This is a genomic window from Spirochaetales bacterium (assembly GCA_016930085.1).
In the GTDB taxonomy this organism is placed as follows: domain Bacteria; phylum Spirochaetota; class Spirochaetia; order SZUA-6; family JAFGRV01; genus JAFGHO01.
Map to the genome: position 1 here is coordinate 1 of JAFGHO010000105.1, position 14089 is coordinate 14089.

The 14089-nt window shown below is 48.1% G+C and carries 11 protein-coding genes; 2 read left to right on the plus strand and 9 right to left on the minus strand.

The window, feature by feature from the left end:
• Nucleotides 1–202: 202 nt before the first annotated feature.
• Both JW881_17775 and JW881_17780 read left to right on the plus strand, forming a co-directional pair.
• On the plus strand, nucleotides 203–955 hold the full coding sequence (locus JW881_17775) for a hypothetical protein (protein ID MBN1699374.1): 753 nt from the start codon (nucleotides 203–205) through the stop codon (nucleotides 953–955).
• 588 nt (nucleotides 956–1543) lie between these two features.
• On the plus strand, nucleotides 1544–2011 hold the full coding sequence (locus JW881_17780) for a hypothetical protein (GenBank protein ID MBN1699375.1): 468 nt from the start codon (nucleotides 1544–1546) through the stop codon (nucleotides 2009–2011).
• Nucleotides 2012–2811: 800 nt separating this feature from the next.
• Here JW881_17780 and JW881_17785 read toward each other — a convergent pair.
• The 9 genes from JW881_17785 to JW881_17825 form a co-directional block, all read right to left on the minus strand.
• Nucleotides 2812–4218 carry a hypothetical protein gene (locus tag JW881_17785; GenBank protein ID MBN1699376.1) on the minus strand — a complete coding sequence of 469 codons (1407 nt, stop codon included), beginning with the start codon at nucleotides 4216–4218 and terminating at the stop codon, nucleotides 2812–2814.
• Between the two features lie 14 nt (nucleotides 4219–4232).
• Entirely contained in the window at nucleotides 4233–5093 is an 861-nt protein-coding gene (locus JW881_17790) for an outer membrane lipoprotein-sorting protein (GenBank protein ID MBN1699377.1), read from the minus strand.
• Between the two features lie 20 nt (nucleotides 5094–5113).
• Nucleotides 5114–7447, minus strand: a complete 2334-nt coding sequence (locus JW881_17795; protein ID MBN1699378.1) for an RND family transporter — start codon at nucleotides 7445–7447, stop codon at nucleotides 5114–5116.
• Nucleotides 7448–7577: 130 nt separating this feature from the next.
• Complete coding sequence (locus JW881_17800) at nucleotides 7578–8159, minus strand: TetR/AcrR family transcriptional regulator (protein ID MBN1699379.1); 582 nt, start codon at nucleotides 8157–8159, stop codon at nucleotides 7578–7580.
• A gap of 164 nt (nucleotides 8160–8323) precedes the next feature.
• Nucleotides 8324–10498, minus strand: coding sequence for a cyclic nucleotide-binding domain-containing protein (locus tag JW881_17805; protein ID MBN1699380.1), 2175 nt, complete (start codon nucleotides 10496–10498; stop codon nucleotides 8324–8326).
• 71 nt (nucleotides 10499–10569) lie between these two features.
• Nucleotides 10570–11166: a Fe-S-containing hydro-lyase gene (locus JW881_17810; GenBank protein ID MBN1699381.1), complete on the minus strand. Its 597-nt coding sequence runs from the start codon at nucleotides 11164–11166 to the stop codon at nucleotides 10570–10572.
• Nucleotide 11167: 1 nt separating this feature from the next.
• A complete protein-coding gene (locus tag JW881_17815; protein ID MBN1699382.1) occupies nucleotides 11168–12010 on the minus strand; it encodes a fumarate hydratase in 843 nt (280 codons plus the stop codon).
• A 200-nt stretch (nucleotides 12011–12210) separates the two neighbouring features.
• Entirely contained in the window at nucleotides 12211–12840 is a 630-nt protein-coding gene (locus JW881_17820) for a J domain-containing protein (protein MBN1699383.1), read from the minus strand.
• A gap of 172 nt (nucleotides 12841–13012) precedes the next feature.
• On the minus strand, nucleotides 13013–14005 hold the full coding sequence (locus JW881_17825) for a hypothetical protein (GenBank protein MBN1699384.1): 993 nt from the start codon (nucleotides 14003–14005) through the stop codon (nucleotides 13013–13015).
• Between the last annotated feature and the right edge of the window lie 84 nt (nucleotides 14006–14089).

Below are 14089 nucleotides of genomic sequence, written 5' to 3' on the forward strand. Positions count from 1 at the left end.
AATCTTAATTACCCTTTTTTAAAAAAAGTGGGGAATCTTGTTTACCCTGATCGGGTAAAAAATGGGGAATTGAGTTTACCCTGGACAGTCTATAAAATGGATAATAAAAGTATATGGATTTATTTTCTGAATTGAATCCAGCCACGCATGTTATGATTCGCCGCAGGAATTCAATGACGATCTCATCGACCAGCGGAACGCGGTGCGCGCGTGGTATTCACCGTCGAATCCGTACTGGTCCATCGATGAGGACGGAAACGGAAGTCAGGATAATGTTAATCCGCACCCTGAATGGGGTTTCGGCGGGAGCGCCGAATGGAATTCGACACTCGCTCCGGACGGTGTGTGGGGAATGGAAGAGGATAACGGCGGCGTCTGTTACCGGTTCGGTATACCGCTCGAAGACGACGGCGGACATTATGATCCTCTCGCGATAACGGCGGGCGGCGGAACGGTATTTCATCCGTATACGCCGAATTTCACCTCAAAGAAAGTCAATGAAGTGCCGAACGGCTACAAGGCGATACATACAAGCTATTCTTCCGGGATCGATTGCGTCACCATTATACAGAGGTCGGCCGGTTATACCGGGAACCGTTATGACGAAATAACCGATCTCGCGGAAGACAGGCAGGAATGGGGAGAAGCATGGGCTTCGCTCGAGCATGTCGACAGTGTCGAAGCGGCCTGCTGGCCGATTCCCGTTGACGGTTCGCTTCTCGTGCCGGGAGATATTCTTGTGATTCACGGGGAATCCTATGGAGTACCGTGGGGTCATTGCGGGATTGTTCAGAGGATAATATATGGAGATGATCGGAGTGTGGATAGAAGTCAGGTGCGTATTCTCGATTCATCCGGAATGGTTATGAGAGTAAGACTTGATTTACGCTGGAGTAGCATGCTGTCTATGGGTGGTGTTACAGTATGGTCGATTGGACGGCTGCAACAACAATAAATAGATATTATTTATATTCAAATTAGGAGTGTAATGATGCGGAAGATAATCTTTATAATATTGATATTATTTCCTTTATATCTTTCAGGTGATTCCATACATGAATACTCACAGTCAAGAATTCTTACATTTGAAATAGGAAAGGGTGAAGGAAAAATAGGGTTTAATCCGAAACGTGCCCAGTATGGAGTTGCTGGTCCTACTGCGTTCACGATCAGCCCCATGTACAGGTTTTATATATGTGATCCTAACAATCGCGTTATAAACATATATGAACAAAATTTTAATTATATAAAGTCAATAAAAGACGTCCAATCCGGTTATGCTTCGGCTGCTTATAAGATAATTGTTGGAGAATCTGAAAACGTTTTAGTTCTTTCAGGTACACATAATTTAATTAAATTTGATTCAAATGGTAATCTAATATTCAATATATGGCATGCGAATTTACCAGACGAGGTAATTGCAGGTAATTTCTTTATTTTTAACAACACCGTATTATATTATAACAATAATTTTGATCTACTATTCCTCGATAGCCAGGGCAATACAATGAGCAAGGAAGACACGGATAAGGAAATTACAGCGATGAAAAATGACATTTCAACGGTATCGGGCGGTAATACGCGCGGCGTTACAGTTTCCCTTATCGATACATTTCTCGATAAAAAAATGATCGGGTTTAAAGACGGGATGCTGCTCACCGCGAGATTCAAACCGCACAGGGAATACTTCGAGACACTCAAAAAGGAGTTGAATACGAAAAGCACTACGGTCTTCGAGGACGAATTCGACATCACATCGCTCGGAGTAAAGGACAATGATCTTGATTTCATCGGGTTTGACGATGACGGAAACAGCTATTGGAACGTGGTTCTGGGCATGAAGCCGGAGGACAGGGCGGTCCTTGTCTGCTCGAAATACGGTGAAGCGCTCGACTGTTTTTACAACAGGATCAAGTGGAGCAGGATCGCTGTTGCGCCGGACGGTGAGGTCTATTTCCTTTATTACGACGAAAAGGGGACCCATATTTACAAAACGACGCGGCGGTGGTAATTACATCGGCGTGTTGTTAAATTGATCGGCAATCCGTTAACGGAGGAATCGGAGGCGATGATACCGGTCCTCGAAGCGCGGGGTGTTCATGTGTACTGAACGGAAGCGCCGTCAGGCTTTTTTTAAACTTTATAAGATTTCTGTATGATTAGCATTAAGAAAATTTCTCACAGAGTCCGCAGAGATCACAGAGAAAGAATTTAAATTTTCTTCCTCCGTGTCCTTTGGTGCGCTTTATGAGAGATTCTCTTTTCTCATATAAGTATGCAAAAGGTTTGCCGGGAAACAACCTTCTTTGACACGCCTTGTCTCCGGGACGATGACGGATGCCACCGCATGCTATATGATATGGCCATATAATTTGATATAAGGAAAACGCATGTGGTGCTGGGTATCTGCGGTTCTCTTCCCGCACTCTTTTCCCGGATTGTGAACACGTGTTCACAATCTGTAATATTGGGTTCATAGAAGGTTATCACCGTTCCCTTGCCCGTCATTCTCTTCCCCTGGTCATGTATATAAAAAGACACGGATTCACACGGATTAACACTGATGTATATTCAATCCGTGTAAATCAGTGTTAATCCGTGTCTGATTACTTCAATAAGGATTATTCCATGATCACTTGCCATCCGTTTGTTTTTACTTTGTTCTCTACAATCTCCTTCAACCACATTCCTTCTCAAACGTTATTATCCTGCTTCAACATCCGCCAAGCGTCACTTCCACATACAATCATCTGCGTACATCCGCGTAAGCCGGCTTCCCGAAACCCTTCGTGTCAACATATATTCACGCCCCTAATAGCTGTACTTGAGCTCGATGTAAAACGAATCCTCTTCGTCCAGCATGCCGAAGGTCGTGTACGGGTCGCTGACGATATCGCCGCCTGCGTCCTTTTTCATGCTGAAAAAGAGGTTCGCCCCCGCGCCGATATCGAAGGCGTCCGCGGCCTTGTAGGTGAAGGACGGCCTGAGCATGAAATCCCCGTATTTTTCATCCGTCTCCGCTTCCGTGTAATCCTCGGGGAAATTGTATATGCCCGCGAACGTGGTTTCGAGCAGGTCGTTCATGAAATTCTTCCGTACGATGAGCATCACCGTCGACATGACGGCCCCCTTCTGGTTTCCCACCAGGTGAGAAAACTGCTCCGAGTATCCTTCAATGTAATACTGATCGCTCTGATTTACGGTCAAGACGCCCGCTTTTTTGAAATTCGTCGTGATCTTTTGCGAGAATTGGAGGGTGACGGTGAGGTTGTCGAAGAAGGTGTAGCCTGCGCCGAGGACGTACTGGAGATACGGGTTTTTGACAAAGGCATCGTCCCCCGCAAGGTCATCCGTGATAAAAAAAGCGGCTTCACCCCTGAAGTCGATGTCGAGGACGGGCCACGCGAAGTCGGCCCCGATAATGTGGACCCTGTTGAATGAAAAGTCGAGTGAGGCCGGAAAGCCGAACATGATACCCCCGCCTAAATCCTGCTGCACGATATTTACTTTTACATCCGGAAGGTCGTCCCAGGCGTAAAGATAACTCAACGAGAAATCGATGCCGGGAAGCATGAAACCCGCCCTGAAGCCCGCCTCGAAACTCGCCAATGCCTCCTCATCGGGATAGCTGAAATTGAACGTGACGGCTGAGAGTTCGGGCGGCAGATAGGATGAGAAATCCGGCATTCCCGGGGGGGTGAAGAGCGGTATGAAAACGCCCTCGATCATGAGAAAATCCGTGGGATAGAAATCAAGCCGCAGTGCGTTCACGGGAATGGCCGTGTCCTTCATGTCCGTCGAGGCCATGTTGATGAGTTCGGACAAATCCTTCGGATTGATGTTGTTGGTCGGGTTCAGGCCGTCGGCGGTTCCCCAGGAGACGATCTGGTAGCCCGCCGTCACGTCGAGGCTGTTCAAATAAAGGGAGAGGTACATCTCCCCCGGCCGTATCGAGAGCTTGTCGGCAAAGGCGCCGGGCCCGGCGAGGTCGTCGATTTCGAAATAGAGCGCACCATAGAGTTTCGCAATGCCGCTCGAATAGTCGGCGGCGAGTTGCATTTCCGCCGACAGCTTCTTGTAGTCCCAGTCGTCGTTCCATCCCGAAGGGATCCACACGGAGGATGTGACATATCCCCCGATGGAGGCGTTTTCATCCGAAAACCCCGGAACCGCCGTGACGATCATAAGTGTAAACACTATAAGGATATTTTTTTTCATGCCTTTTTCCCCTTTCACGCGCCGCGTTTCAGATACTGCTGGGTGAAATAGGAATCGTCGGGATTCGTGTTTATTTCGATATGCTTCAATTCCATGATGGTTTTGTGGCTTTTCTTCACGTCTTCCACTTCGATAAGGGTGGGTATCCAGGTATCCGTAAACTCACGAATTTCCTTTATCCGCAAATTCTTGAAATAATTACCGTTGACGTCGAAAAAGACGGCCTGGAGAGGGGTCATTTTTTCCTTGCTGATCCAGTACACGATTCTGCCGTAGCCCGTGTCTTCTTTAACGGCATCGTTAGCCGGGACCGCCTCCACCACGTAACACGCTTCGCCGTCGACGGTTTCGTCTTCGAAGCGGTTGTTGGTGTAATCCTCGGGCGGCCTTTCTTCCATGTCGCTGTATGAAATATCCGAACCCATGAAACTGTCGTTCTTGCCGCTCGATACGATTCTTCTCGTCTTTTTCAGTTCGGGCAGGTACAGCCACATGTCCGTTTCGCCGTTCTCAGATTCGATCATCAGCAGTCCGGTCCCCTCGACGTCCGCCGGGGAAAGAAAGTGCAGTACCGTTTTGTTCAGTTTACCGTCTTCCTTCGATTTGATGGCGATCTCTCGTACCCGCCGGCTGCCGTTTTCATTGACGAGCGTCATGGTGATATCAGCGACGATATCGCCTGCCAGCAGTCTGCTGTTCGCCTCTTCCATGATTTGTTTTGCCTCGAGGCCGTCCGAACCGGTGTAGGGCGTGAGGCGGAACTGCGCCTGCGTCCCGTCCCCGGAGGCGGCTTCCTGTTCGCCCCCGGCGAACACGCATATCGGTGTCGACAATAAAATCAAAAAAATTACAATCAGTGGAACATGTTTCCGCATTGTATACCTCCTGAAATAGATTATTCCATGCCGGATAACGCATCCGGCGATTTTTTGTACAGAGACTTCCTGAAAAAGGATCTTTTTTCCACCACCGCCAGGATGGCCGGTATCAATGTCATCGACCCCATCGATGTGACGAACATGGTCAGGGCGATCATCGCCCCCAGGACACCGATACTCGCCAGACTCGAAAGGACGAGGACCAGGAATCCGAACCCGACCGAGCAGGCGTTGTAGATGATCGCCTTTCCCGTCGTCGAGTTGGTGTTTTTGATTGCGTCCAAAACAGAGGCGCCATTGTTGCGTTCCGTTTTGTAGTGGCTTATATAATGGATGGAGTAATCGATGCCGATCCCGATGGCGACGCTCGCGATCAGGACGGTCGCCAGATCGAGCGGTATATCGAGCAATCCCATTAGCCCGAAGTTCAGGCAGATGGTAATGATAATGGGTATTGTCGAAATGACTCCCAGTATTACCGATCTGAATATGACGGCGGTAATCAGGAATACCAGAACGAGTGAAATAACGATACTCAGAAGCTGGCTTTGAACGATCAGGTCGCTCAGGACCATTATCGTTGAAATACGCCCGGTGACATTGATTTCAAGGCCGTCCCGGTCGAAATTGTCGCGTATATAGGTTCTGATATGTTCTTCGAATTCCTCGAGTTTTTTCAGATTAACGCTTTTTACGAATATCGTTATGTTGGCCTTGCTGTAATCATAGTTGACGATATTTTCGAGCGTGCTTTCATTGCCGGTCAACGAATAAAGAAGCAGGTACTGTCCGATCAGTTTTTTGGAATCCGGAATCCTGTAAAATTTTTCATTATCCCCGTTCATCACGCGGTTCATTTCCTTGATCATGCCGGCTATCGATTGTGAACTTCCGACGATATCGAAACCGTCGACATACTTCTGAAAATCGTCTATTTCCCTGAGGACTTCCGGTTCCTTTATTTTATCCGCTTCATCGCTTTCGATAACGACCTGTAGCGTCATCGTACCGGAAAAATATCTGTTGAAGAATTCATTGTCCTGCATGATTTTGGTATTCCTGCCGAACATCTGAACCAAATCGCTCTCCACCCGCAGCTTGAATATGCCTATAATCGATATGATAATGACAAGCAGGGCCGCAAGCAGAACGATCGATTTTCCTCTAAATACGGCATCGCCCAGTCCGGATAATATTCTTTGCAGAGAGAAGGTTTTTTTGCCGCCGGTTGCGTTGTCCGGGGTCGATAATTTTCCGGGAATCGGGAGGAGATAGAGAAGTGCGGGAATGAAGGTGATGGAAAAGATGAGGGCGCACACGACCCCCACGGCGGTGAATATTCCGAATCCCCTTATGATCTCGATCCCGGAACTCAAAAACGAAAGAAAACCGGCCACGGTCGTCAGGCCCGCCATGATCACGGCCAGCCCCGTGTGTTTGATGGTTTCCGTTATCGCCTGTTTTTTGTCTTCCCCTTTTTTTACGTCATGGATAAACCTGTTGATGATATGGATGCCGTAGGCGGAACCGATCGCGATGAGAATCGTCGGAACGACCGTCGTCATGATCGACAACGGTATGTTGAGGACCGACATGATCCCGAGGGTCCATATAACACTTATGACAACGGTAAGAACCGGCAGCAGGACCCCCCTTATGTTCCTGAAACTCAAGAATAAAACCAGGAGGATGACGCAAATGACGATCGGGGAAAGAAAGAGAAGGTCCTTTATGATAATGGCTTTGACTTCCGTCAAAGTTGCTGCTTCACCCGCGATTCTGTATTGTTCGCCGTCTTCTTTGTGCCGGTCGATAATGGACTTGATCCGGCCGAGTATTTTTTCCCTGTTTTCGCCGTCTTCGATCTGAATCAGGATAACGGCGGCTTTTTCGTCTTTTGAAATAAAGGTGTCCTTGTAGAGGCGGTTTGTCGTAATCGTTTTTCTGTATTCCTCGATTTCTTCCGCAGTTTCGGGTATTGTTTCGAGGATCGGAAAAACTTCGATCCCTTCATCCGTCCCTTCGATAATATCCACATTGGTGGGACCCAAAACCTGCCCGATACCGTCGATGGTTTTGAACTCGTTCGTCAGCGTATCCAGTTTGCGGATGATTTTGCCGGTAAAAATATTGTCTGACACCAGTCCGATAATGAAGAACTCCTGTTTCGGGAATATCTCGTTGATCCTGTCGAAATATTTCACTTCCGGTATGTAGGACGGTATTGCCGCAGTAACATCCGCCTCGACATCCAGATCTTTAATCATGTAGCCCAGGACGGCGGTGATTATTGCAATCACGGCAATGATAAGCTGCGGTTTTTTCGTGATGGCCTTTGATAATATATTCATTATCATACAATCTCCTTATATCGGGAAACCGGATACGTGTTCGGATTTCATGATCATATTCGGGGGATTCGTACCCTCTCCGACCGTCCGACCACTCAGGTGTTTTGGTCGATTTTCACCCAAAAAAACATCATTGCTTTACGATCCCGTAAAAAAACATATCCAGCATATTGTTCACGTTTTTCTCCAGTTCCTGCTGATCCTCCTCCATGGCCCAGGCGTATTCCAGGCCTTTCAGCGCGATAATGATCGCGTGCGCCGTCACTTTTATATTCTTTACATTGAAGATCCCACGGTCGACGCCCTCCTTGAGGATGTTCTCGAATGTATCGATCTCTTCCTCCACATACCGGATTCGTATCGCTTCGATCAACCCCAGACACTCGAAATAATCGTTTTTCAAAGCCGCATAGAAATTCGATAATTGTGACAGCACCTTTAATCGGGTAAGAACATACGCCCGCAGCTTTTCTTTGGGCGATTCCTGGTTCCTTAGCGCCTCATCGACTTTTTTCTTTAAATATTCATATTCCTTTTTTATGACGCCTTTGAAAATTTCCTCTTTGCTTCCGAAATAATGATAAATCGAACTTTTTCCTTTATGAATGGCATTGGCTATTTCATCGATCGTCGTTTTTCTGAATCCGTATCGGGAGAATATTTTCCTTGCGGATTCGATTATTTGTTCCTTTATATCCATGTCTTTTCCCACTGTGTTCACTCCGAAAATAGAAAATTCGACCAGATTGTTCTATTAGTCAATGTAATACATTATGGCGTTATTATCAATACTTTTAAATAAAAACCGTCCGGTATAACGTATTTTACGGGTATTTATTGAAAAGACCGATTGGAATCGGTGCCGGTTCAGTTCCCTTATTTCTCGAAACGGTAGGCAAGCTTCATGGCCAGTCCGGGATTCCGGCGGATAAAGGTTTCGTAATCCTTTCTTTTTATCGCATACAGGGAGACCCCGTTTTTATATGAAAAGGTGTAATGAGAGGACGTTTTTTTGTCCGGTTTTGTGATTGCGCCGACGATATCCCCCCGTTTGAGGACGGCGACCGCGCCACCCCCCCTGCTGACTGAAACCTCGCCTTTTCTGATGATATAGATGTTATCGAAGGGGGTGTTTTCCCGTATCAGGATACCCGATTTCTCGCAGCGGACAGGATTGAGAACCGACTCGAGCCAGGTCTTCTGGTAGTTCGTAAGCCGCTGGAAGGTGGTGCTGGTCGAAAGAAGATCCCACGATTCACGGTCGCGGTTTTTGATCAGGTGTTTCAGTGTTTCCTCGAATTCGGTACCGGAGATAAAACTCAGGAAATGATCCTTTTCGATCGTATAGACCACGACATCGGTCTCCGCGATAATGTCCACGGCCCGCGTCTGCTCCGTCAGCAGGGCGACTTCGCCGAAGTATTCATAGATACCGTAAATCTTTTTTGCCCTGTATCCGTCATAGGCGACGGCGACATTCCCGGATGCGATAATGTAGAATTTGTCCCCCTTTGTCCCTTTTCTGATGATGTATTTTCCCTTTTTGAACTTCTCCTCTTTCACGAACATGATGAACTCCTGGACTTTATCGAGGGGAAAGGACTGGAAAAAATCGAGATGCCTGAGGATATTGAGTATCTGATAGGTTTTCTCGAATTTCGGGGTACTGGTATGCATGTGGATCGTATGTTCGATGCCGAATGCGGCAAGCGAAAGGCAAGTTTTTTCCGGGAAATCCTTTTTCGCAATATGATAGACGACGGTTTTCTCCTGGATACGGCGTGGAAGCGAGTTCAGGAAAGAGACGGGTGTATGGAGCGGGGGTATCCCGGATTCATGAAAAATATGCTTCGAATCCCAGGGAAAGTCCTGCAATTCCCGGTATCGGGATTCCGTGATAATCCCTTCATCGATGAGTTTTTTATGTATGGCGGGGTCGTTCTGATGATCGGACGAATAGACGAAGCTCTGGCCCTGGAAATTGATGGTGAACCCCATTGCAGGGATGGAATGCAGGGTATAGAACATCCGGAACTCGCCGCCGTGGATAAATACCGGTTCCCCGATATAGACCGGATGGAAGGTAAACAGTTTTTTCAGATATTCCTCCGATTCGTCGGAGAGTGCGGCATATTTTCGGAGAAAACTTTTCATGATCGTGGTCGTCGTATAAATCGTTATCCGTCCCTCTTCGAGTATTTTCTGGAATGTTCCCGCGTCGTGGTCCGCGTGGCAGTGGGTGAGGATGATGCCGTCGATAAGTTTTGGATTGACATTCGAATCCTCGAGCCATTCGGTGGAGTTGACCGGCGGATCGACCATGATCCCGGTGTGATTCAGCCATATGATAAATCCAGATGTATTCTCCGTCGGATCGAAACCGTGGCTCGGTCCAAGACAGGTGATGCCGAACAGTGGCGGGGAGTATGGCTCCGGAAGGCGCTGCCCGATATTGAACCGTGGCGTGTATTCGAAATTACGCGGAACGAAGGCGATTTTCATTTTCCCGTCATAGACTGCGAAATCATTGTTTTTATCGATTTTAACGGTCAGATTGCCGATGGTATGCCTGTTGTCCATGAAATACTCGAGTGAGAGGAGGTCGTTGAACGAAAAGTTCCTGTAATACTCCATCTCCGCCCTCAAATCGGGGATGCGTGGTTCCTTTGCGGCGGGATGAAAATCCGGAGAGAGATCGAGATCTTTCGGACCGAATATCGCCTCCTGCAGCACCTTCAACAGCCGTTTCCCCTGGGACTTCCTGCAGACGATGCGGGTTTTTTTCTTTTTGAGAAAGAAGTTGTAGTAAATTGGGAACTCGAGTTCGGCAAGGCTGATCCCTTTGTCCCAGTTGAAAAGCGAATACGGCAGCACAAAAATCTGCGGGACGGATTCGGGCAGCGCCATCGTGTCTTTTATTGTTTCAGGCGGTGCGCCGAACTGAATATAGCCGGCCGGTGAATCGAGGAGGTACCCGCCCCGCGGGAGGGAAGTGACTGTCCCCCTCAATCGCGCGAGTGATTTCATGACGGATTTCTTTGTTTTTTTCATCTTGCCCTTTTAACGGTGAAAAAGAACTCCATTTCATTCACAGGCAAATACACCGATAGAAAACCCCCCGGTCAGGTTAATGTATTCAAGATATCCTGAATGGACGTGCTGTGGTTTTTACGCCCGATTTCATAAAAATCTCTCCCGAAAATATCATTGACAACGATAACGGGGAAATCGACGATTTTGAGTTTGTGTATCGCTTCGGCGCCGAGGTCCTCGTACAGCACGATTTCGGATGATTTAATATATTTGCTGAGAAAGGCTGCGACGCCCCCGGTCGCGGCAAAATAGATATTCTTATACCGTTTGCAGGCGTCCCGGAACTCATGCGACCGTTCACCTTTTCCGATCATTCCCTTGATGCCGGAATGTTCCATCAATGTGATGGCGTACTTGTCCATACGAGCCGCCGTGGTAGGTCCCGCCGAACCGATTATTTTACCGGGCCGTGCGGGGGTGGGTCCGACGTAGAAGATGATCGCACCGTTCAGGTCCAGTTTTTTCGGGAGGGGCCGTCCGTTATCGATCAGTTCCACCAGCCTTCGGTGGGCTTCATCACGCGCCGTGTACACATACCCATTGAGAAGGATTCTGTCGCCGGCATGAAGGGTTTCGATGTCATTGTCGGTGAGTGGGGCATAAAGCCGTATCGTCGTCCAGACCATATTAAATCGTCGCCTCCTTGTGCCGATGGCTGTGACACTCCATATTGACCGCAACCGGAAGCGATGCGATATGACACGGGGATTCGAGAATATGAACGGCGAACGCCGTTGTCTTTCCGCCCATGCCGAGCGGGCCGATACCCAGCGCATTGATTCCCGAAAGAAGTTCCTTCTCGAGTGTGTCGAGTTTCGGATCGTCGTTCGGCGTCCCGACAGGCCGTAAGAGCGCCTTTTTTGCCAGGAATGCCGCGTAGTCGAAACTCCCGCCGAGTCCCACGCCGACAATGGTGGGGGGACACGGGTTCGCGCCCCCTTTGTATACCGTCTCGAGGACAAATCGCTTGACGCCATTGATGCCGTCCGAGGGATTCAGCATGGCAAGCGCACTCATGTTTTCACATCCGCCGCCCTTCGGGAGGACCGTGATCGATACCGTGTCGCCGGGGACGATATCGAAATATATGATGGCCGGCGTATTATCCCCGGTGTTTTTCCTGTCGATCGGGCTTTTCACGATCGATTTCCGCAGGTATGCGGAGGTATAAGCCGAACGAACCCCCTCATTGATCGCCAGCCTGAGATCGCCGCCCGTGAAGAAAACATCCTGACCGATATCCATGAATACCAGGGCGACGCCGCAATCCTGGCAAAGGGGAAGTTCCTCCTGATGAGCGATATCGGCGTTCTTGAGAATCTGGCCGAGAATTTCCTTGGCGGTCAAAGACGATTCGGTCTCCCGTGCCTGTTTCACCGCCTCCAGAACGTCGTTCGGAAGGTCGAAATTCGCGGCAATAAAGAGGTTTTCGATTGTTTGTTTTATATCGTTGACGTCAATCTTTCGCATTGAAAATCTGCTCTTGTATTTCCTTTTCGACCCCGCTTCCGGGTCTTAAGCAGGAAAGTCAGTGCGAAAAGGATAAATGAAACGGTCCTTTTTGTCAAGCGAGGTGGAGTGTAAAGTCACGGTAACTTCCGTTTCATTATTTCAGTTTCCGATCACAGGTAATGCATTTTTATAAGGTGTGATGTGTTCGCGGCAGAATTCTATTTTTTTACGATTGCGAGAGCGATTTTATAGGCATTCTCCGCCTGAATGAACTCTTCTTTATCGACATCGGGATTGATGTCGGGGTGAAGTTTTTTCGCGAGCCGTCTGAAAGCCAGCTTGACCTGGTTCCTGTTCACCCCTTCGGATATATTGAGGATCGTAAACGCCCGTTCCTGTGTCATAATCTGTTGAACCTGTTTCATCTCGTGTTCCGGATCGAGGCCGAAGTCGAAATCCAGATTTTCATTGAAATATGCTCTGTATAATGCTTCACAATCGATCTGTATCGAAAGGAGTTCCGCATAGAGGCTTTTCAGGCTTTCGATGATCCTGTTCGAGTGATCCTTGAGCCAGTCGAGCTTGTTCAGTACATAGCGTATGATACTTCGCGAGGCGCGTGTGTGTTCGGAGATAATGGAATAGTTCCTGAAAAAATAGTCGACGACAAACGTGACCTTCCTGTTGACACTCTGAGCCTTTATCAATTCTTTTATTCTCAAAAAAAAGGTGGCGATTCTGTCACCGAGTTTCTGAATCGTGTCGAGGATATCCCTGAGCACCGGATCGCGGGTGATAATCAGCGCAAGCTCTATATCCTTGCCCAGGGATTCGAAAAGGCTTGCCATTTCCCCCGTCCGCCGGGCAAGTATTGACTTTTTATTTTCTTCAACCATTTATTTTAAAGTATACAACATAATCCGATTGTTGAATAGTGCAAATGGTATGTTTTTGATCTGAGGAATCGTTGTATTTCTATTAAAATAATTTTAATAAGCCGTCAACCTGTGTCGCGACGTTTTATTCGACCTTTGTAATCCTCCCCTCCCGGTCAAACTCGAGTTTTGCCCCGGCCTTGAGTGCTTTTTTCTCTCCCGCTACGATGAGGGCGGCGTCGCTGCCGAGGTATACGAAATGGGGGGCATCGGTATTGTAATGAAACGAGAGGTATTTTTTAGCCATAACGGGTATCCTCTGTGTTCCCACCCTGAGTGTGACTGGCTCTGCGATCATGATCATGAAGATATTACCGTCCTCCGTGAAGTTTATCGATGGGACCGACCCCGAAGAAGCGAGGGCCGTCACCTCATATTTTCCGATGTTCACTTTTTTGTTTTCTTTCAGGATACCTCCCGATACCTTCCCGTTGATAAACGAAAGCCTCGTGCCTTTCGAAAAGGTATAACGGGTGTCTTTGATGATGAATGTGTGGTCGCTCTGCAATGTCAGCTGTACTATTTCGCCTTTGAAGTTGAACACGATATCGGGCAGATACTGATTGCCCGCGGCGGCGGCGTCAATCCGGTAGGAACCGATCGTCAATTCACTGTCGTCGAAAAGATAGCCGCCGTACAGGTAGATGTCGCCGGTATAATTCCTCATGAAAGAGATCGGTGTTCCGGCTTTTAGCATAACGGCCGATTTTTCCGTATTGACGGTAATGTTGTCCGCGAGGGTCGCCTCGATAATATAGTTGTATTCGGTGTTGAACCTGACCGCTTCCCCTTCCTTTAAGGGGATAATAATTCCGCCGATATCAACCGAGGTCTCCTCCGCGAGAACTCCTGTTTTCATGGTATCCGAGTATTTCGATTGCTCGATATCGGCAATCCTGATAATTTTTCCATTGAGAAAAACTTCTTCTCCCCTGTTTTTCTCAATGGGGGTTTCCGCCGCACGTGCCGCATCGACGCCGGCTTCCGATGACGTACCGCCCGTGCTCGCGCATGAAGAGGCAAAGATTGTCAATAACAGCAGGACGATGATTTCCGGTAAAAGGATTCTTTTTTTCATCGCAGGCCTCCGTCTTTTTTGTTTCCTTACCATGCTATTACTATGAACGAAATTCGGAATAATTTCAAACGGAAATACACCCGG

What these genes read in the sequence shown, in the direction of transcription:
- JW881_17820 (MBN1699383.1), bottom strand. Translation starts at nt 12,840, where the DNA reads ATGGCAAGCCTTTTCGAATCCCTGGGCAAGGATATAGAGCTTGCGCTG.
- JW881_17805 (MBN1699380.1), bottom strand. Translation starts at nt 10,498, where the DNA reads ATGAAAAAAACAAAGAAATCCGTCATGAAATCACTCGCGCGATTGAGG.
- JW881_17810 (MBN1699381.1), bottom strand. Translation starts at nt 11,166, where the DNA reads ATGGTCTGGACGACGATACGGCTTTATGCCCCACTCACCGACAATGAC.
- JW881_17825 (MBN1699384.1), bottom strand. Translation starts at nt 14,005, where the DNA reads ATGAAAAAAAGAATCCTTTTACCGGAAATCATCGTCCTGCTGTTATTG.
- JW881_17795 (MBN1699378.1), bottom strand. Translation starts at nt 7,447, where the DNA reads ATGAATATATTATCAAAGGCCATCACGAAAAAACCGCAGCTTATCATT.
- JW881_17780 (MBN1699375.1), top strand. Translation starts at nt 1,544, where the DNA reads ATGAAAAATGACATTTCAACGGTATCGGGCGGTAATACGCGCGGCGTT.
- JW881_17790 (MBN1699377.1), bottom strand. Translation starts at nt 5,093, where the DNA reads ATGCGGAAACATGTTCCACTGATTGTAATTTTTTTGATTTTATTGTCG.
- JW881_17815 (MBN1699382.1), bottom strand. Translation starts at nt 12,010, where the DNA reads ATGCGAAAGATTGACGTCAACGATATAAAACAAACAATCGAAAACCTC.
- JW881_17785 (MBN1699376.1), bottom strand. Translation starts at nt 4,218, where the DNA reads ATGAAAAAAAATATCCTTATAGTGTTTACACTTATGATCGTCACGGCG.